Origin of the sequence: Pantoea sp. FN0302 (assembly GCF_050113775.1) — a bacterium.
Lineage (GTDB): Bacteria > Pseudomonadota > Gammaproteobacteria > Enterobacterales > Enterobacteriaceae > Mixta > Mixta alhagi.
Genome location: NZ_JBNJSM010000001.1, coordinates 1,233,757 through 1,252,474, shown reverse-complemented (window position 1 = coordinate 1,252,474; position 18,718 = coordinate 1,233,757). Strand labels below are relative to the sequence as shown.

The 18,718-nt window shown below is 52.8% G+C and carries 21 protein-coding genes; 12 read left to right on the top strand and 9 right to left on the bottom strand.

Translation table 11 applies throughout. The annotated features are described in order from the left end of the window. Positions 1 to 212 precede the first annotated feature (212 nt). Positions 213 to 860 (top strand): riboflavin synthase subunit alpha, encoded by a 648-nt coding sequence (locus ACQE32_RS05745; RefSeq protein WP_426972709.1) that lies wholly within the window; start codon positions 213 to 215, stop codon positions 858 to 860. Between the two features lie 63 nt (positions 861 to 923). On the opposite strand, the gene cfa is transcribed toward ACQE32_RS05745, so the two are convergent. Then, positions 924 to 2,072: a cyclopropane fatty acyl phospholipid synthase gene (gene cfa / locus ACQE32_RS05740; RefSeq protein ID WP_426981620.1), complete on the bottom strand. Its 1,149-nt coding sequence runs from the start codon at positions 2,070 to 2,072 to the stop codon at positions 924 to 926. A 290-nt stretch (positions 2,073 to 2,362) separates the two neighbouring features. After that, positions 2,363 to 3,565: a purine nucleoside transporter PunC gene (gene punC, locus ACQE32_RS05735; RefSeq protein WP_426981621.1), complete on the bottom strand. Its 1,203-nt coding sequence runs from the start codon at positions 3,563 to 3,565 to the stop codon at positions 2,363 to 2,365. Positions 3,566 to 3,676: 111 nt separating this feature from the next. On the opposite strand from punC, the gene punR reads away from it, so the two are divergent. Further along, the gene (punR, locus tag ACQE32_RS05730) at positions 3,677 to 4,585 is read left to right on the top strand and encodes a DNA-binding transcriptional activator PunR (RefSeq protein ID WP_426972705.1); all 909 of its coding nucleotides are present in this window, start codon (positions 3,677 to 3,679) and stop codon (positions 4,583 to 4,585) included. A 35-nt stretch (positions 4,586 to 4,620) separates the two neighbouring features. On the opposite strand, the gene purR is transcribed toward punR, so the two are convergent. Continuing rightward, positions 4,621 to 5,646, bottom strand: a complete 1,026-nt coding sequence (gene purR / locus ACQE32_RS05725) for an HTH-type transcriptional repressor PurR (RefSeq protein WP_085071820.1) — start codon at positions 5,644 to 5,646, stop codon at positions 4,621 to 4,623. A gap of 282 nt (positions 5,647 to 5,928) precedes the next feature. Between purR and ACQE32_RS05720 the strand changes: the two genes are divergently transcribed. After that, positions 5,929 to 6,018: a YnhF family membrane protein gene (locus tag ACQE32_RS05720; protein WP_426972703.1), complete on the top strand. Its 90-nt coding sequence runs from the start codon at positions 5,929 to 5,931 to the stop codon at positions 6,016 to 6,018. Between the two features lie 55 nt (positions 6,019 to 6,073). On the opposite strand, the gene ACQE32_RS05715 is transcribed toward ACQE32_RS05720, so the two are convergent. Continuing rightward, a complete protein-coding gene (locus ACQE32_RS05715) occupies positions 6,074 to 6,892 on the bottom strand; it encodes a C40 family peptidase (protein ID WP_426972702.1) in 819 nt (272 codons plus the stop codon). 358 nt (positions 6,893 to 7,250) lie between these two features. On the opposite strand from ACQE32_RS05715, the gene ACQE32_RS05710 reads away from it, so the two are divergent. After that, complete coding sequence (locus tag ACQE32_RS05710) at positions 7,251 to 7,586, top strand: Grx4 family monothiol glutaredoxin (RefSeq protein WP_208615362.1); 336 nt, start codon at positions 7,251 to 7,253, stop codon at positions 7,584 to 7,586. Positions 7,587 to 7,651: 65 nt separating this feature from the next. On the opposite strand, the gene rnt is transcribed toward ACQE32_RS05710, so the two are convergent. The 4 genes from rnt to eptA form a co-directional block, all read right to left on the bottom strand. Further along, positions 7,652 to 8,347, bottom strand: a complete 696-nt coding sequence (gene rnt / locus ACQE32_RS05705) for a ribonuclease T (protein ID WP_250652586.1) — start codon at positions 8,345 to 8,347, stop codon at positions 7,652 to 7,654. Between the two features lie 102 nt (positions 8,348 to 8,449). Next, on the bottom strand, positions 8,450 to 8,857 hold the full coding sequence (gloA, locus tag ACQE32_RS05700) for a lactoylglutathione lyase (protein ID WP_085071815.1): 408 nt from the start codon (positions 8,855 to 8,857) through the stop codon (positions 8,450 to 8,452). Positions 8,858 to 8,982: 125 nt separating this feature from the next. After that, positions 8,983 to 9,573 (bottom strand): TetR/AcrR family transcriptional regulator, encoded by a 591-nt coding sequence (locus ACQE32_RS05695; RefSeq protein WP_426981623.1) that lies wholly within the window; start codon positions 9,571 to 9,573, stop codon positions 8,983 to 8,985. Between the two features lie 38 nt (positions 9,574 to 9,611). Then, a complete protein-coding gene (gene eptA, locus ACQE32_RS05690; RefSeq protein ID WP_427021473.1) occupies positions 9,612 to 11,246 on the bottom strand; it encodes a phosphoethanolamine transferase EptA in 1,635 nt (544 codons plus the stop codon). Between the two features lie 203 nt (positions 11,247 to 11,449). On the opposite strand from eptA, the gene ACQE32_RS05685 reads away from it, so the two are divergent. The 4 genes from ACQE32_RS05685 (at position 11,450) to slyA (ending at position 14,282) form a co-directional block, all read left to right on the top strand. Next, positions 11,450 to 11,689 (top strand): DUF1289 domain-containing protein, encoded by a 240-nt coding sequence (locus tag ACQE32_RS05685; RefSeq protein ID WP_250652721.1) that lies wholly within the window; start codon positions 11,450 to 11,452, stop codon positions 11,687 to 11,689. Between the two features lie 71 nt (positions 11,690 to 11,760). Continuing rightward, a complete protein-coding gene (locus tag ACQE32_RS05680; RefSeq protein ID WP_427021472.1) occupies positions 11,761 to 12,657 on the top strand; it encodes an aldo/keto reductase in 897 nt (298 codons plus the stop codon). Between the two features lie 91 nt (positions 12,658 to 12,748). Next, positions 12,749 to 13,270, top strand: a complete 522-nt coding sequence (gene sodC / locus ACQE32_RS05675; RefSeq protein ID WP_426972696.1) for a superoxide dismutase [Cu-Zn] SodC — start codon at positions 12,749 to 12,751, stop codon at positions 13,268 to 13,270. Between the two features lie 568 nt (positions 13,271 to 13,838). Further along, positions 13,839 to 14,282, top strand: a complete 444-nt coding sequence (slyA, locus tag ACQE32_RS05670) for a transcriptional regulator SlyA (RefSeq protein ID WP_167373298.1) — start codon at positions 13,839 to 13,841, stop codon at positions 14,280 to 14,282. Between the two features lie 49 nt (positions 14,283 to 14,331). On the opposite strand, the gene slyB is transcribed toward slyA, so the two are convergent. Next, a complete protein-coding gene (gene slyB, locus ACQE32_RS05665) occupies positions 14,332 to 14,799 on the bottom strand; it encodes an outer membrane lipoprotein SlyB (protein WP_426972695.1) in 468 nt (155 codons plus the stop codon). 287 nt (positions 14,800 to 15,086) lie between these two features. On the opposite strand from slyB, the gene anmK reads away from it, so the two are divergent. From anmK to tyrS, 4 genes are all read left to right on the top strand, one after another. After that, positions 15,087 to 16,205 (top strand): anhydro-N-acetylmuramic acid kinase, encoded by a 1,119-nt coding sequence (gene anmK / locus ACQE32_RS05660; RefSeq protein ID WP_427021471.1) that lies wholly within the window; start codon positions 15,087 to 15,089, stop codon positions 16,203 to 16,205. A 19-nt stretch (positions 16,206 to 16,224) separates the two neighbouring features. After that, entirely contained in the window at positions 16,225 to 16,539 is a 315-nt protein-coding gene (locus ACQE32_RS05655; RefSeq protein ID WP_426972693.1) for an MliC family protein, read from the top strand. A gap of 58 nt (positions 16,540 to 16,597) precedes the next feature. After that, a complete protein-coding gene (gene pdxH / locus ACQE32_RS05650; protein WP_426972691.1) occupies positions 16,598 to 17,254 on the top strand; it encodes a pyridoxamine 5'-phosphate oxidase in 657 nt (218 codons plus the stop codon). A 132-nt stretch (positions 17,255 to 17,386) separates the two neighbouring features. Then, the gene (tyrS, locus tag ACQE32_RS05645; protein ID WP_427021470.1) at positions 17,387 to 18,661 is read left to right on the top strand and encodes a tyrosine--tRNA ligase; all 1,275 of its coding nucleotides are present in this window, start codon (positions 17,387 to 17,389) and stop codon (positions 18,659 to 18,661) included. Positions 18,662 to 18,718 lie beyond the last annotated feature (57 nt).

The following is an 18,718-nucleotide window of genomic DNA, read 5'->3' as shown; positions in this document are numbered from 1 at the left end:
TTATGTTTTAAGAAATGGATAGATAGTGTCCAGAGGAACAGGATAATTAAGAATAGATAATGATGCACAACGCTGGTGCAGGATCATAACCACATCAGACGGTGAAGGAAACCGCATTTTATGGTACCGGGGTGGCGCTTTTCACGCTTCTGCCGGCCTGCTCTGCGTTGGAGAGTATGTTAATATCAGCAAAAACTCACTGAGGCCGATCTATGTTTACCGGAATTGTGCAGGGCACCGCAGAGGTGGTTGCCATTGAAGAAAAAACTAACTTTCGCACTCATATTGTTAAAATGCCGCAGGCGTTATTACCGGGTCTGGAGCTGGGTGCGTCGGTAGCGCATAACGGTTGCTGTCTGACCGTAACGGAAATTAATGGCGATCGGGTCAGCTTCGATTTGGTAAAAGAGACGTTACGCATTACTAATCTTGGCGATTTGCAGCCGGGCGATACGGTAAATATTGAACGCGCGGCGAAGTTTAGCGACGAAATTGGCGGTCATTTGATGTCCGGTCATATTATGACCACGGCAGAAATCAGCAAAATCATTAATGCGGAAAATAACCGTGAGATCTGGTTTAAACCGCAGGACAGTACGCTACTGAAATATATCCTTCACAAAGGTTTTATCGGCATTGATGGTATCAGCCTGACCGTAGGCGATGTCACTAAAACTAAATTTTGCGTCCATCTTATTCCTGAGACGTTGATGCGTACCACGCTGGGCGCAAAAAGGCTGGGGCAGCGGGTCAATATTGAAATCGATCCGCATACGCAGGCGATTGTGGATACGGTGGAACGCGTACTGGCGCAACGTGATGCGGCGCTGGCGACCAGGCTGCAAAACAACGCGGAATAAGCTGGCACACCATAAAAAAACAGGCAACCGGGTTGCCTGTTTTTTTATTTGCCCGGCATACCGTTAATGGGGTACGCGTAATCCGCCTTCGATGCCGCGACTAAATAGCACCTGCCATAGCTGAATATCACGTGCACGAAACGCGCCAGCACAGGCGTTAAGGTAATAGGTGAACATGCGTTTAAAACGCTCGCCATATTTCTCCGCAAGCTGTGGCCACGCCGCGAGAAAACGCTCATACCATGCCATTAACGTAGTATCGTAATCAGCGCCAAAATTATGCCAGTCTTCCATAATGAAATGCGGTTCGCTGGCTTCGGCAATATGACGTACCGACGGCAAACAGCCATTGGGGAAAATATATTTATCAATCCAGGGATCAACATCCATATTGGTTTTAATCGCGCCAATGGTATGCAGCAGGAACAGACCATCCGGTTTGAGATTGCGATCGACCACGTTGAAATAGGTGGCATAGTTTTTAGGGCCAACATGCTCAAACATGCCGACCGAAACGATCCGATCGTACTGGTTATCTAAGTCGCGGTAATCCTGCAGCAAAATGTTCACGTCCAGCCCTTCGCAGCGCAGCTGGGCCATTTTCTGCTGTTCGGCAGAAATCGTGACGCCATCAACCGTGACGCCATAATGACGCGCGGCAAACTCAGCCAGCCCGCCCCAGCCGCAGCCAATATCCAGCAGCTTCATGCCCGGTTTCAGCGCAAGCTTTTCGCAGATCATTTTTAGCTTCGCCTGCTGCGCCTCTTCCAGCGTTTGGGCGGTTTTCCAGTAGCCGCAAGAGTATTGCATGAAGGGATCAAGCATCAGCGAAAAAAGATCGTTGCCTAAATCGTAGTGCTCCTTGCCTACCATCCAGGCGCGTTTTTTTGACTGTAGATTGGTCAGGCGCGCTGCTGCAATCCGCAAGGTATCTTTAAAATGATGAGGGAGTTGTTGATCCAATTTGTGTTTCAGCACGCGATGGAAAAACATATCAAGGCGTTCGCAATCCCACCAGGCGTCCATATAACTTTCGCCCAGGCCAAGGGATCCCTCCTGTAAAACCCGTTTAAAAAAGTCAGGATTCTTTACCTGAATATCCCAGGGGCGGTTACCGTTGATTTCAATATCAGCCATCTCCAGCATTTCATGGACGATACGATACCAATGGTTTTCCTCCAGGTTCACTTCTTCTATGCACGATGAACTCATAGCTTCTCCATCACCTGTGTGATACGAACCTGAGAAAGAGAATAGTCAATTTCTCAGGATTGTGAGAAATCTCACGGAAGACCGTGTGCCAGATATCCGACGTTAAACAGAGGATTGAAACTGAATGAAAGCCCGGCCAGGCACGACATTGTCGCCTGAAAAGCGCAGGATGACCGGGAAAAAACACGCTGATTATTATAAGTCACTGCCTTGCAAGGAGTATATGCTCCCGCAAGGCAATATACAACGGCTAATAGTTAGGTTGCTAACTATGCCTGAAGCCGCGAGGTTTAATCGCTAAGATCAGCGCTGGCGCTCTTTTTTGTGTCCGCAGCGCTGTGGCGCGCAACGTACTGTAAAGCGTAACCCACCACCACCAGCAGAATGGTCGACAGCATAACCGTGCTGGTGGTCAATAATGGATGAGTCAGCCAGGATGAGACGGCCAGGCTGGCGAAAAAACAGAGGCCCAGCTGTAAACAGTTCTGCAGCGCTGCCGCTTTACCTGTGTCATCCGGAAAAGGCAGCAGGGCGTTAGCCACCACGATGGGATAAATCGCGCCATTTGCCAGCGCCATGCCGCAAAAAGGAATCAATAAACCCCAGAGCGTAACCTGACCGCTAATCGATACCATAAACAGCGCCGCAACGCTTAGCGCGTAAAAAACCAGCAGGAAGGGCAGGAGCGTACGACCGCTACGGCGCTGCAGCGCCGAACGGCAGCCAAAGCCGCCGACCAGAAACGCGACGGTTTGCGGAAGATAGCTCAGGCCAATATCGGCAGGCGTGAGGCCAAGATCGTGCAGAATAAAGGGCGAACCGGTCAGCCAGGCGAAAAAGCTGGCGGAACAGGCAGCATAAATCAGCACGTTGCCGCTATAAATACGAGACGTCAGCAGGCGGAAAAAACCGCTGCGTTGCCGCGATGGATCGGAAGCGGGCGCGGTTTTTTTCAGGTTTGCCGTGGCGAACAGCAGCGGTAGCGTAACCAGAAACAGCGCCAGAAAAATCGCGCGCCATGAAAAATGGCTGAGGAGCCAGGCGCCCAGCAGCGGCGCCAGCGCCGGCGACAGGGCTACCAGTGGCATAATGGTGGCAAAAACCCGATTCGCCTGTGCGCCCCGATAGCGATCAACCACCAGCGCCTGCCAGCTTACCGCCGCCGCGCAGACACCCACCGCCTGAATAAAGCGCAGGGTCAACATCTGCCAGGTGGCATCCGCCCACAGCATGCCTGCGCAGCCCAGCGCAAACAGCGTAAGGCCCAACAGCAATATTGGCCGACGACCATAACGATCGGAGAGTGGCCCCCACAAAAGCTGAGCGCAGGCAAAGCCGCCTAAAAAAACGGTCAGGCTGGCGCTAATCACGCCAGCGGAAGTGTGAAAACTCGCCTGCATGGCAGTAAATGCAGGCAGATACATATCGGTGGCCAGAAAACCCAGCGTGCTGAGTAGCGCCAGATAGAGCATAAATCCTTTTGAAGCAGACATCTCTTTCTCATTTATAAGCAGGTGAACAGACGGCGCGAGGGTAAAGGATGTTTTTCTGAATGTGAAACGCTAAAATTTGCCGATTGATATCAAAATTTTTGCAGGCAAAAAATGTGGTCTGAATATGCACTGGAAGTGGTGGATGCTGTCGCACGCAATGGCAGCTTTTCCGCCGCCGCCGAAGAGTTACATCGCGTACCCTCCGCTATCAGCTATACGGTTCGTCAGCTGGAATCCTGGCTGGCGGTGCCGCTTTTCGAACGGCGTCATCGGGACGTGGTATTAACAGAGGCGGGAGAGCTTTTTATTCGTGAAGGGCGGGCTGTTATCAAAAAAATGCTAGCCACGCGCCGCCAGTGCCAGCAGGTAGCGAACGGCTGGCGCGGGCAGTTAAGCATTGCTGTGGATCGCATCGTTAAGCCGCAGCGTACCCGCCAGCTGGTGCTGGATTTTTACCGACATTTTCCGGATATGGAGCTGCTGATCACGCCGGAGGTTTTCAACGGCGTCTGGGATGCGCTGGCGGATGAACGGGTTGATGTGGCGATCGGCGCAACACAGGCGATCCCGGTGGGAGGGCGCTTCGCCTTCCGCGATATGGGCGCGCTGAACTGGCGTTGTGTGGTTAGCGTTGATCATCCTTTAGCCAGCATCACCACCGCGCTACAGGAGGATGATATTCGCCCGTGGCCGTCGCTGGTGCTGGAAGATACTTCCCGCGCGTTGCCCCGGCGCACGACCTGGACGCTGGATAATCAGCGTCGGCTGGTGGTGCCGGACTGGGAAAGCGCGTTTGATTGCCTGCGTGCCGGCCTGTGCGTGGGCATGGTTCCCGGTCATTTTGCCGCGCCGCTGCTTAAAGCCCGGCAGCTAACGGAGCTGAGGCTGCCGGTGCCTTTCCCCGACAGCTTCTGTTGCGTCAGCTGGTCAGAGCAAAGCGCTTCACCTGCGCTGCGCTGGTTACTGGACTATCTTGGCGATACGGAAACAATCAACCGGGAATGGCTGCGTGAAGAGTAGTAGGCTCAGAAAAGGAGGTTTTCTGAGCCATCACATTAACGACGGTAGTCGCGGAAAGGGCCGTCGGCGACGGAGCGACGTTCAATCAGCGTGGGATGAACCTCTATGGTTTGCGGCTCTTCGCGTTTGCTGGTAATTCTGTCCAGCAGCATATCAAAGGCGGTTTCGCCCAGCTGCTCTTTGGGCTGGTGGACGGTGGTCAGCGCCGGGGTAAAATAGCGAGCGTTGCGCACATTATCGTAACCGATAACCGAAATATCCTGCGGCACGCGCAGCCCCATTTCATCTGCTGCGCAAATCGCGCCCATTGCCATAATATCCCCGCCGCAGAACACGGCGGTAGGGCGCTGCTTTTGCGCCAGAATTTGCTGCATGGCGCGATAGCCCGACTCAGGTTCAAAGTCACCCTGTACAATCCACTCTTCGCGTACCGGGATATTAGCCTCATTCAGCGCTTTTACAAAGCCGGCAAAACGTCCGCTACCGGTATTGCGCTCCATCTGGCCTGGGATCACGCCGATGTCGCGATGACCGCGCTCAATCAAATAGCGCCCGGCAAGATAGCCGCCTTCGAAAGCGTTATCCAGCACGGTATCGGTAAAATCGCCGCGGGATTCGCCCCAGTCCATGACCACCATGGGAATATTGCGGTTTTCCTCAAGCATTTTCAGCAGTGCTTCAGGATACTCTGAACACATCACCAGCAGGCCATCCACGCGCTTTTGCGCCATCATTGACAGATAAGCCTGCTGTTTTTGCAGATCGTTATGGGCGTTGCCCAAAATCAGGGTATAGCCACTGGCGAAACAGCGCGTTTCTACCGCTTCAATAATTTCAGCAAAATAGGGCGCTTCACTGGAGGTTGCCAGCAGACCGATCGATTTAGTGTGGTTAACCTTCAGGCTGCGTGCGACTGCACTGGGCGAATAGTGTAGTTCTTTGATGGCTGCCCACACGGCCTCACGGGTTTCTTCCGCGACAAAACGGGTTTTATTGATGACGTGCGATACCGTGGTGGTGGAAACGCCGGCACGCTTCGCGACATCTTTGATTGTTGCCATTAAAAAGATACTCCTGCGCCTATCCTAATAGTTTGATAAGGCTAATGTTAATCGTTTGCGTCCACATGGCGTTATTCAGCGCGCGTTGAGGTTGTCATTATGCGGGCTGAGGTACGTCTGACAGGCGGGACGTCTTTAAAAAAGGGTGCCACGGTTGTTTTTTGTCGTTGCGCAACGCAAGGCGGGGATTCTACCAAGCTGGCGCAAAGAAAACGAGATTTTTACCAGGGAGTATGGGAAAATCTATACCGTTACATTTTATGTGGGTAAAGGAGAGACCAGATGAGCACCGATTTGAAACTATCAATAGGCACCACAGTCATGGCATTGCTGATGATTATGGCGTTTAGTTTCACTGCCGTTATGCACTGAGCGTTGCGCAATAAAAAAGCCTGTCATGAGACAGGCTTTTTTATTGCGCAACGCGTTAGCGAATGGTGCGCGGCGTCATAACGCGGCGCGCGCCGACATAGTGCCGCTGCCAGTAATCATCACTAAGCTGGCTAATCTGGATATCTTTACCGGTACGCGGCGACTGGATAAAACGACCATTGCCCAGATAGACGCCAACGTGATCGGCTGCGCCACGGTTATTGATGCGGAAAAACACCAGATCGCCTTTTTCCAGCGCTTCACGGTTAATGGGCGCTGCATCTCGCAGATGATACATCTCATTCGCGGTGCGGGGGATCTTGAATTTTACCACATCTTTATAGGCATACCAGACCAGACCGCTGCAGTCGAAGCCGGTATGGGGTGAAGTGCCTCCCCATAAATAGGGCTTCCCTAACTGGCTCATCAGTTTGTTCATCGCGGTTTCACGCGCTTTTTGATAGCGTTCACGGTGCGCCTTGCTCATCTCCAGCGGCCCGCGCCTGGTCGCTGCCGTTTTCTTATCGCCACGCTGGCGACCATAGCGCTGCGTGCCTTTTTTGCTGCTGCTTTTCTTGAAGCTGCTTTTTTTCACGCTGGCGGTTTTCACCGATGCGCGGCTTTTCTTTACGCTGGCGGCGGCAACGGCGGCCGGCTTGCTTTTTTTCTTTACCTTGTTTTTTTCAACGCTGGCCGTACGGGTTTTTTTACTGGTTGTTTTTACCGTCCGACGCTTGCGGCGGTCATCGTCACGGGCGGCTTTTTTATCAACTTTATGCTGACTGGCCTTTACCGGGGCCTGCGGTGAGGCATGGGCAACGTTGAAAAACAGTTGAGCTATAGCCAGCATAAAAAGCGTAATCAATAAACGCATGGTGTGGTTACACTCAAAGCGCAGTGATAGCGCAAGGTTAATCTTATTTCTGCCACATAGGGCAGACTCCTGGTGGGCAATTCTAATCGAACTTTTTCCGAAAAGATAAAGCCTTTTTTAATCAAATAAACTTTAAATGCATACAGATGTAAAAATAAGCATAGTCAGGTGCTTATCTCAGCAAATTTATTGCCAGGTATTAATCGTCGCTGCGGAAAGCGCCCAGGCTGGTGTTATTTTGGCCTGATAAACCGGTACAATAACCTGCATTATTTAACCTTACAGAAAATGTCGTTTTCAGCAACCCGCTACAGTCGCTACAATCAATAGACACGAAGCATGCTATTTAAGGAAGGCAATTATGAGTACTGTTGAAAAAATTCAACGCCAGATCGCAGAAAATCCGATTCTGCTCTATATGAAAGGCTCGCCAAAGTTACCAAGCTGCGGCTTTTCTGCGCAAACGGTCCAGGCGCTTTCTGCCTGCGGTGAGCGCTTCGCCTATGTGGATATCCTGCAAAATCCTGACATTCGTGCTGAACTGCCGAAATATGCTAACTGGCCGACTTTCCCGCAGCTGTGGGTAGATGGCGAGCTGGTTGGCGGTTGCGATATCGTAATCGAAATGTTCCAGCGCGGCGAACTGCAGACGCTGATCAAAGAAACTGCTGAAAAATATAAAGAAGCGGAATAAGCTGTTATCCCGCATTAAATCACGAAGGGCGCCTCAGGCGCCCTTTTTTTATGGCTGCTTAACGCTTATTCGCTGTCGCTGATTTCTGCATCGACAGGTTGTTCATCCACGGGCTGCTCATCGGCCACCGGCAGCGGCGGCCAGCCGCCCAGACGTTTCCAGCGGTTGACCAGTTCGCAAAACAGTTCAGCAGTGCGCTCGGTATCATACAGCGCCGAGTGCGCCTGACTGGCGTCAAAAGCGACGCCCGCCGCCTTACAGGCTTTCGCCAGCACCGTCTGGCCGACCACCAGCCCGCTCAGGGCGGCGGTATCGAAGGTGGCGAAAGGATGAAAAGGATTACGCTTTAATGCAGTACGTTCGGCGGCAGCCATCATAAAGCTGTGATCGAAATTGGCGTTATGCGCCACGACGATAGCCCGATTGCAGCCCTGATCTTTCATGCCTTTACGCACCTGCTTAAAGATAGCGTGCAGCGCATCGTATTCGCTAACCGCGCCGCGCAGCGGATTATCAGGATCGATACCATTGAACGCCAGCGCCTCCGGATGCAGAATCGCGCCCTCAAAAGGCTCTACGTGAAAATGCAGCGTCTGGTCAAGCTGTAACCAACCCTCTTCATCCATTTTCAATGTAACGGCGGCAATTTCCAGCAGTGCATCGGTTTTGGCATTAAATCCGGCGCTTTCAATATCAATCACTACCGGATAAAACCCGCGGAAGCGGTCAGATAAAGCGTTCAGTTGTTTCGATTCAGACATCAGGATCTCATTGGCGAAAAAATGCAGCGCGCATTATGGCAAATTTCCACAGGGGTTGCAGCAGCGGGAAAAAGCAGGGCGCCACCAGGCGCCCTGAAAAACTTAGTTGCCGAGGCCATGCCCGGCATGTTGATTTTCAATCAGTTCGATTTTATAACCGTCCGGATCTTCTACAAAGGCGATAATGGTGCTGCCGCCTTTCACCGGGCCAGCTTCTCGGGTCACCTTACCACCAGCCTGACGAATTCTTTCGCAGGTGGCGGCAACATCGTCTACCCCAAGCGCGATATGACCATAGGCATTGCCGAGGTCATATTGATCAACGCCCCAGTTATAGGTCAGCTCAATCACTGCGCCTTCGCTTTCGTCGGTGTAGCCTACAAACGCCAGGTTGTATTTATATTCCTGGTTTTCGCTTTCACGCAGCAGACGCATGCCCAGCACACGGGTGTAAAAATCAAGTGAGCGCTGCATATCGCCAACACGCAGCATAGTATGAAGTAAGCGCATAATAGTCTCCAAAAGGGTGTCATCATCCGATGACGGTCAAAAAAGCTTAGTATAGCCGTCTATGGCCAACCGGGAGTGCCGGCCAATAATGAGTAGACCGGTCTTCTTGAAAACAGGTTTTTTTATTAACTTTCCGGCAAGAGCTGTAAAATTGCCTGGAGCGCATGGGTTAACGCACTGCCATCGCGCCCTATTTTGCTCTGCAGACTGGCGCCCAGCCAGAGAGAATAGAGCGTTTGCGCCATAGCCTCAGGCGGGCAGGGAAGGTGAACTTCACCCTGCAAAACGGCGGTACGCAGCGTCGTGGTCAGAATTGCTATCTGAGCTGCGGCACCCTGTTCCAGCGCCACTCTCATCTCTTCTGACAGGTCGCAAACCTCGGCGGATATTTTAACCGCCAGGCAGTTTTCAATATGGCCGGTTTCATGAAAACGCTGTTCCGCCTGACGATAATAGTCAAGCAGACGCTGGCGCGGCAGCACAGGTGAATCGAACCAGGTCAGCATGCTACGTTGCACAGCGCTAAAATAGCGCTCAAGCATGGCGATGCCAAAAGCTTCCTTGGATCGAAAATAGTGATAAAACGATCCCTTCGGCACGCAGGCCTGACTGAGCAATTCATTCAGGCCCATGCCGGTAAAGCCACGTTGCAAACAGAGCTGCTCGCCAATAGCGAGCAGCTGTTCACGAGTATCATGTCGGATCGATTTACTCATAGGGCTCAGGGTAATAGACCAGTTGGTCTAATGCAACCCTAATGCGCCTGACAGACCTTAAGCAAGTCAAGACGGGGCTGATACAATGCAGTCTCAATGTTGACCATGCCGAGCAGCGTATGGAAAACATTATCCTGTGAAACCGCATCCTGCTGCGCATGCTGGCGCAGACAGGACTCATCAACGCCATAAGTTCGGGCATAATCGGAAGAGAGCCATAGCAGGAAAGGTATATGCGTCTGCTGGCTGGGAGCAAACAGATAAGGCGTGCCGTGCAGATACATACCGCGTTCGCCCAGTGATTCGCCATGATCCGAAAGATAGATCAGCGCCACATTAAAACGATCCTGATAAGACTTTAACAGATCGATGGTATCGCTCAGCATGGCGTCGGTGTAAAGCAGCGAATTATCATAGGTGTTTACTAACGCCTGATGATCGCAATCCTGGATTTGTTTACTGTCGCAGGTAGGAGTGAACTGCCGCATAGCCGACGGATAACGTAAATAGTAAGCGGGGCCGTGGCTGCCCATTTGATGCAGTACAATCACCGAGTCATCCTTCAGACTATCAATATAATGCGATAAACGGTGCAGCAGAACCTCATCCAGGCAGTAGTCGCTGTGGCAAATATCCGTGAGTTTCCATAAGGTCATATCGGTGTGTGGAATACGGTTGCAGGCGCCTTTACAGCCGCCATCGTTCTCGCGCCACATTACATTGACGCCAGCATGTGCCAGGACATCCATCAGCCCTTCCTGATGTCGCGCCAGGCTAGCGTTATATTGCGAACGCGGCATGCCTGAAAACATACAGGGCACGGAAATAGCGGTTTCTGTTCCGCATGAGCTGGCGTGCGGATAGTAAATGACCTGCTGCTGTTTCAGTTTGGGATTGGTCTCACGGCTGTAGCCACCGAGTGAAAAGTTCTCTGCACGTGCCGTTTCGCCCAGCACAAAAATAACCAGCGTCTTTTTCCCGGCTGCTTTGACCAGTGGGCCTTTATGAGCGTCCTGACCAATGCGCACCAGATCTTGATTACCCTGCAACCAGCGGTCGTCGGCATAGTGCATTACGCCGCTGACTACGTTCACTGGCGTTACCATTTTCACCAGCCCTTTGTTATTGCGAAACAAAGAGGCGTAGTCTTTATACATCAGCGCCGCTATCAGCAAAATCATCAGGATGGAGCCGACACACCATAACGCCCGTTTCGCCAGCGTAAACCACCACGGGCGCGTCCGCGTGATGCGGGTGGCACTTATCACTAATGCAGGTATCACGCCCAGTAACAGCAGCCAGAGCACGTAGCGCAGGCTAAGCAGGGCAGAGGCCTCCTGTAAATCTGTCTCAAAAACGTTTTGCACCATATTGGTGTCAATAACCGTACCGAAGCTATACATAAAGTAATTTGCCGCCGCGCCGCACAACAGCAAAATAATCAGCAGCGGCTTACGGATCCAGGGCAACGCCAACAGATTAAAAATCAGCATAAAAGCGCAAAACAGCACCACTGGAATGGTGGCGAGGAACAGATAATCGTGCAGACGGAGAAGAGGCGTTTTTTCTGCCGCACGAATAATAAACTGCGCGTTAAGAATAAAAGTAAAAAACAGGGCGCAACCAATAAGAAACACAGAGTCATTACAGCGTATTTTTTTCAGCATCTGCATAATCAAAATAAAAGTGGAAGAGTTTCGCGCAGACTATTTTAAAAACCTTAGTAAAACCTTAACGTGGACTAACAAAGGCGCCGCTATCCCCCCGCAAGTCACAGATGCTGGCTTATTGGCAGATAACATGAATTTTCTGAACAGGCTTGCGCTCCAGCCAGAAGCTGTCTTGAATGAAAGAAGACAATGACTCAGGAGGCGATGTGGCAGAGCAGCTTGAATTTTTCCCGGTGCCAAGCCCGTGCCGCGGTATTTGTCAGTCCGATGAACGCGGATACTGTCGTGGCTGCCTGCGCAGCCGTGAAGAGCGTTTTAACTGGATGAAATACAGCGATGCGCGCAAGCGCGAAGTGTTGCGCCTTTGTCGGCAGCGCTGGTTACGGCTGCATCGCAGCGAAAAACCCTCTTCACCTGAAGAACCCCAACAACCGTCACTGTTTTGATATCTTTCCCTTTTTTTCTCTGACGCCAGCGTATACTGCGGCCTGAAAACGTTAGTCGCAAAGGTGAAAAAATGACAGAACGAGTGCGTATCGCGCCGCAGGGGCCAGAATTTTCCCGTTTGGTGATGGGCTACTGGCGGTTGATGGAGTGGCAAATGTCCGCGCAGCAGCTGACAGGCTTTATTGAGCAGCATCTGGCGTTGGGCATTACCACCGTGGATCATGCGGATATTTATGGTGATTATCAGTGTGAAGCCGCTTTTGGTGCGGCGCTGCGCCTGCAGCCTTCGCTACGTCACCAACTGGAACTGGTAACCAAGTGCGGCATCGCCACTACTGCCAGACCAGAAAATGCGCTGGGCCACTATATTACTGATAGAGACCACATTATCCGCAGCGCAGAAACCTCCTTACGCCATTTCTCTACCGATTATCTCGATCTGCTGCTGATTCATCGTCCCGATCCGTTAATGGATGCGGACGAAGTGGCGGAAGCTTTTAGCGCGCTGCATCAGAGCGGTAAAGTGCGCCATTTCGGCGTATCCAATTTCACGCCAGCGCAATTTGCACTGTTGCAGTCACGCTTACCCTTTACGCTGGCGACTAACCAGGTGGAAATTTCTCCGCTTTGTCAGGATACGCTATTGGACGGCACGCTCGATCAATGTCAGCAACTGCGCATTAAACCCATGGCCTGGTCCTGTCTCGGCGGGGGACGGCTGTTCAGCGAAGATAAGTTTGCGCCGCTGCGTGCTGAGCTACAGACCGTTGTCGAAGAAACGGGGGCCGAATCGCCGGATCAGGTGGTTTATGCCTGGATTATGCGTCTGCCCTCTGTGCCGCTGCCGGTTATTGGTTCGGGTAAAATAGAGCGGGTGCGCGCCGCACAAAAGGCCGCTTCATTGCAGCTTAGCCGCCAACAGTGGTTCCGTATTCGAAAAGCTGCGCTGGGTTATGATGTGCCGTAAAGAAACGCAAAAAAATGCTGCATTGTTCAGCTTATACGTGATTTTCAGCCAGGCTGGAAAGGTAAGCTGACATTAATCTGCAGGAGGTTAGATGAAATATTACGGTTTGGCAGCGTTAACGCTGCTGGTATGTGGCTACGCACAGGCAGCCAGCGAAGAGGTGACGCTGCATAGCGTAACCAAAGAGGGCGTCGGCGCGGTTGTCGGCACGGTAACGATTGACGAAACGGCCTATGGCTTAACCTTTACGCCTAATCTCAAACGGCTACCGCCGGGCATTCATGGTTTCCATGTTCATGCCAAAGGCAGCTGTGAACCTGCCACTACCGACGGCAAAACGGTGCCGGCGGGCGCGGCGGGCGGCCACTTTGATCCGCAGAACAGCGGTAGTCACCTGGGGCCATGGGGGGAAGGTCATCTGGGCGATCTCCCGGCGCTGTATGCTAACGCCGACGGTGATGCCACCTATCCCGTACTGGCACCGCGTCTGAAAAAAATCAGTGACATTTCCGGTAAGGCGCTGATGGTGCATGCGGGCGGCGATAACCACAGCGATCACCCACAGCCTCTGGGCGGCGGTGGCGCGCGTTACGCCTGCGGCATTATTAAGTAAGCTTTGGTTGATATTGCTATGCCTGATTTTGGGATCGGGCAGATTTTATGTCGAACCCGGGTTCTGTTGCGGTAAAACACGCCAGGTTTACCGCACGATAGCCTGAACAGCCTACTTTAATCGACCCTTTGAGACGATACCCATTGATGTAACTGCCTGTCCCGGCATGATGACCGGGACGCACGCATCTGAATGCGCCGTGCGTGACGGTAAAATAACTCTTCATTTGGGCGTCTAACGCCCCGATCGGCTACAGCAAAGCCATCCTGGGCGATCAAGGCAAATGGATGAGCTGATACAGCACCGGCCAGTCACGCAGATCATTCTGACTTCCGCGTTGACGGTACTTAACTGAACCACAGCGTCTGGTCGGCCAGGTGAAAATCTGAAAAACATTGCTAAACAGCAGGATAGGCCAAACAAGCGATCCCTATTCACACAGAGATGCAAGGTGTTGAAATCAGAAACCAACGCCCGTTACACAGCGTGCTGAATTTGTATTTTGCCCGTTAAACTCGCAGAATAGACTAAAATCACGCTTGATTGCTAGCAAGCTAATTATAAGGAGATGAAATTGGATACGCCATTAGGAACGGATTTAGCACGCTTAGTGCGCATCTGGCGTGCGCTGATCGATCAACGTCTTAAACCGCTGGAACTGACGCAAACGCATTGGGTTACGTTGCATAATATCCATCAATTACCCCCGCATCAGTCACAAATTCAGCTGGCTAAAGCTATCGGCATTGAACAGCCTTCGCTGGTGCGTACCCTCGATCAGCTGGAAGAGAAGGGGTTGATTATGCGCTGTACCTGCGCTAACGACCGCCGGGCGAAACGCATCAAGCTAACGAAAGCGGCGGAGCCGGTTATCCAGCAGGTGGAACATGTTATTGACGCCACGCGTGATGATATTTTAGCGGGTATTTCGAAGCGCGAAGTTGAGCAGCTGATTACGCTTATTGCCCGTCTGGAAAAAAATATTGCCGAACTGCAAAAGAAAAGCGAGTGACAGGCGATAAAAAACCGACGCGACGCGTCGGTTTTTTGCGCAACAGGATTTAACGCGGAGAAACGGTCACCTGGCTGCCGTTTGAGGCAAGCACCACGCGCTGGCCCACAGAATAGCGGCTGGCAGCCTGTTTCTGTACCACCATAATGGTGTTGCCGTCATCCTTACGAATTTCCAGCTCGACGCCGTCCGCTTTATTCATCGCGCCCTGAACGCCCTGACCAGCCACGCCGCCCAGCACTGCGCCGCCTGCGGTCGCCAGACTACGGCCAGTGCCGCCGCCCACCGTATTACCCAGGAAGCCGCCCAGCACCGCGCCACCGATAGCGCCGATAACGTTACTGTCATCACCACCCTGAATTTTAACCGGGCGAACGGATACCAGCGTCCCGTAACTTACGCTTTGCACCTGTTTAGCTTCGTTAGCGCTGTACACGTCACCGGAAAGCGTATCCGTGTTAGCACAGCCTGCCAGCGTCATGCCTGCCAGCGCCACAACTAATAAACGCTTCATCATTATAAAGCTCCTTTCATGATTGTTGACTGCACTGTAAAGCAGCCACAGATGACCTAATTATACGGCAGAACCTACGCCTGTTTTAAAATAGTGAAAAAAAGACGAGGGCTGAGCATAGACCGTATCAGATAAACAAAGATTCAATTACGCCAGCAAAAAATCATGCCTGAATGTAAAAGCGTCGGGTCGTACATGAAAAACAACAATTAATCATAGAATTACCCAGCCTTTTTTGCCAGGCTGAGAGCTGTTTGAATTCTCTTCCAGAGCGGAAGTAAGGTCAGTTGATGAAATCGGGACGCTATATTGGCGTAATGTCCGGCACCAGCCTGGATGGCGTGGATGTGGTGTTAGCCGCGATTGATGAACGAATGGTGGCGCAACAGGCGAGCTATTGTCATCCGGTGCCGCAGGCGATACGCCAGCAGCTGTTGGCGATCAATCAGGGGCAAACCCTGACGTTGTCGCAGCTGGGGCAGCTGGATACCCGTCTTGGCCGCCTGTTTGCGGAGGCGGTATTAACGTTAATGAAACAGCAAAACCTGAGCGCCGATGATATCACCGCCATCGGCTGTCATGGCCAGACGGTATGGCATGAGCCCTATGGCGATGCGCCCAGTACGCTGCAAATTGGCGACAATAACCAGATTGCCGCTGCGACCGGCATTACCGTAGTCGGCGATTTCCGTCGGCGCGATATGGCGCTGGGCGGACAGGGTGCGCCGCTGGTGCCCGCTTTTCATCAGGCGCTGCTGATGCATCCGCAAGAGCGTCGCATGGTATTAAACATTGGCGGCATTGCGAATCTTTCGGTGCTGATCCCTGGCAGAGCGCCGGGCGGGTACGATACCGGCCCTGGCAATATGCTGATGGATGCCTGGATTTGGCGTCATCGTGGTCTGCCTTATGATAAGGATGGCGCATGGGCAGGCAGCGGAAAGGTCATTCTGCCGTTACTCAAGCAGATGCTGAGCGACGGCTGGTTTGCGCTGCCGGCACCGAAAAGCACCGGCAGAGAGTATTTCAATTTCGGCTGGATCGAAAAGCAACTAAGCCATTTCCCGGGCCTGGCTGCGCAGGATGTACAGGCTACGCTGCTGGAGCTGACGGCGATGACCATCAGCGAACAGGTGCAACTGAGCGGTGGCTGCGATCGCCTGTTGGTATGCGGCGGCGGGTGCCGTAATCCGGCGCTGATGGCGCGTCTGGCGGCTTTATTAGCAGGTACGGAAGTCTCAACCACGGATAAAGTCGGCATCAATGGCGATGATATGGAAGGGCTGGCTTTCGCCTGGCTGGCTTTCCGCACGCTATCAGGATTGCCAGGTAATTTGCCGTCGGTTACCGGCGCTCGCGAAGCCAGCATACTGGGCGCTATCTATCCGGCCAATCGGCCACCGCTGTGAGGTATCGTAAGGAGATCGCATGCACAAGTATCTGATACTGATTCCGATCATGCTGCTTTCCGGCTGTGGCCTGTTTGGCAAACATCAGCCGCAAGAGCAGACGTTACACTATCTGTGTGGCACGCTGCCGCTGACGGTTAAAATCGCGCAACAGCAGGCGCATTTTATTATGGACGGCCAGCCGCTCACGCTGACTGAGCAGCAATCCGCTTCCGGCGTGATTTACAGCGACGGTACCTACCGTTTCTGGTCAAAGGGCAACAGTGCGTTTATCGAGCGTAATCAGCGCATTATTGTCAATGATTGCCAGCTGCAGCACGCGCCTGCGCGTTGAATATTATCAGGGTGAATAGCACAATAGCGGCACCCTATTGCTATGGTTGGATCCGGTTATGAGTGACAATGAGAGTTTGCAACAGATAGCCCATTTGCGCCGTGAATATACCCGCGGCGGTCTGCGTCGTAAGGATCTGCCTGAGCAGCCGCTGGCCTTATTTGAACAGTGGCTGCGTCAGGCGTGCGATGCCCGGCTGCCCGATCCCACCGCGATGTGCGTGGCGACGGTTGATGCGCAGGGTCAGCCTTATCAACGCATTGTGTTGCTTAAGCATTACGATGAGCGCGGCATGATTTTTTATACCAACCTGGGCAGCCGTAAGGCGCAGCAGCTGGCTGAAAATCCGCGCGTGAGTTTGCTGTTTCCCTGGCATTTTCTGGAGCGTCAGGTGATGGTGCTGGGCCAGGTAGAAAAGCTGTCGACGCTGGAGGTGGTGAAATATTTCCACAGCCGTCCGCGTGACAGCCAAATTGGTGCCTGGGTTTCGCAGCAGTCCAGCCGCATTTCAGCGCGCGGAGTACTGGAAAGTAAATTTCTTGAGCTGAAACAGAAATTCAGTCAGGGCGAGGTGCCGCTGCCCAGTTTCTGGGGCGGATTTCGCATAAAAATCGACGCAATGGAGTTCTGGCAGGGCGGCGAGAACCGGCTGCACGATCGCTTTTTCTATCAGCGCGACGGCGAGCGCTGGAAAATCGATCGGCTGGCGCCCTGATTCACTAAATATCCGCCTGAGGCGCTGGCGCTGGCGGCAACAGCGCTTTATTCTATAGGCCTTCATTTCTCCGCACGTCAGCGGAAAGCTGTGTACCAGCATAGGTGCAGTCGTTACAACATGGAGTCTTTAATGACCAGCAGTAACCTGATTAAACAATTGCAAGAGCGGGGCCTGATCGCCCAGGTAACGGACGAGGATGCGTTAGCAGAGAGACTGGCGCAAGGGCCAATCGCTCTCTATTGCGGCTTTGATCCCACTGCCGACAGCTTGCATTTGGGCCATCTGGTACCTTTGCTTTGTCTGAAACGCTTCCAGGATGCGGGACATAAACCGGTTGCGCTGGTGGGCGGAGCCACCGGTCTGATTGGCGATCCCAGCTTTAAAGCGGCAGAGCGCAAGCTGAACACGACTGAAACCGTAAATGAATGGGTAGATAAAATCCGCAAACAGGTCGCCCCGTTCCTGGATTTCGACTGTGGTGAAAACCGCGCTATTGCGGCCAACAACTACGACTGGTTCGGCAGCATGAACGTGCTGACTTTCCTGCGTGATATTGGCAAACACTTCTCTGTTAACCAGATGATTAACAAAGAGGCGGTGAAGCAGCGTCTGAATCGCGAAGATCAGGGCATCTCCTTTACCGAGTTCTCCTACAATCTGCTGCAGGGTTACGATTTTGCCTGCCTGAACGAACGCTACGGCGTGGCGCTGCAGATTGGCGGCTCCGATCAGTGGGGTAACATCACTTCCGGCATCGATTTGACGCGTCGTCTGCATCAAAATCAGGTGTTTGGCCTGACCGTACCGTTGATCACCAAGTCTGACGGCACGAAATTTGGCAAAACGGAAGGCGGCGCGGTATGGCTGGATGCCGCGAAAACCAGCCCGTACAAATTCTATCAGTTCTGGATCAACACCGCCGATGCGGACGTTTATCGCTTCCTGAAATTCTTCACCTTTATGAGCATTGAAGAGATCAATGCGCTGGAAGAAGAAGATAAAAACAGCGGCAAAGCGCCGCGCGCTCAGTATGTGCTGGCTGAACAGGTTACCCGTCTGGTGCATGGCGAAGAGGGGCTGACTGCGGCGCAGCGTATCACGCAAAGCCTCTTCTCCGGCAGCCTGAGCGAGATGACCGAAGCAGATTTCGCACAGCTGGCGCAGGACGGCATGCCGACCATTACGCTGGAGGCCGACGCCGATCTGCAGCAGGCGCTGGTTAATGCGGAACTGGTGCCGTCCCGCGGACAGGCGCGCACCATGATCAATTCTAACGCGGTTACGGTTAACGGTGAAAAACAGTCTGATGCGGAATACCGCTTCAGCGACAGCGACAGGTTGTTTGGTCGTTATACCTTGCTGCGTCGCGGTAAGAAGCACTATTGTCTGGTGTGCTGGAAATAAAGATAAAAGGCCGGTTCGACCGGCCTTATTTTTTGGCAGGGCTGTGCAAGGTTTAAC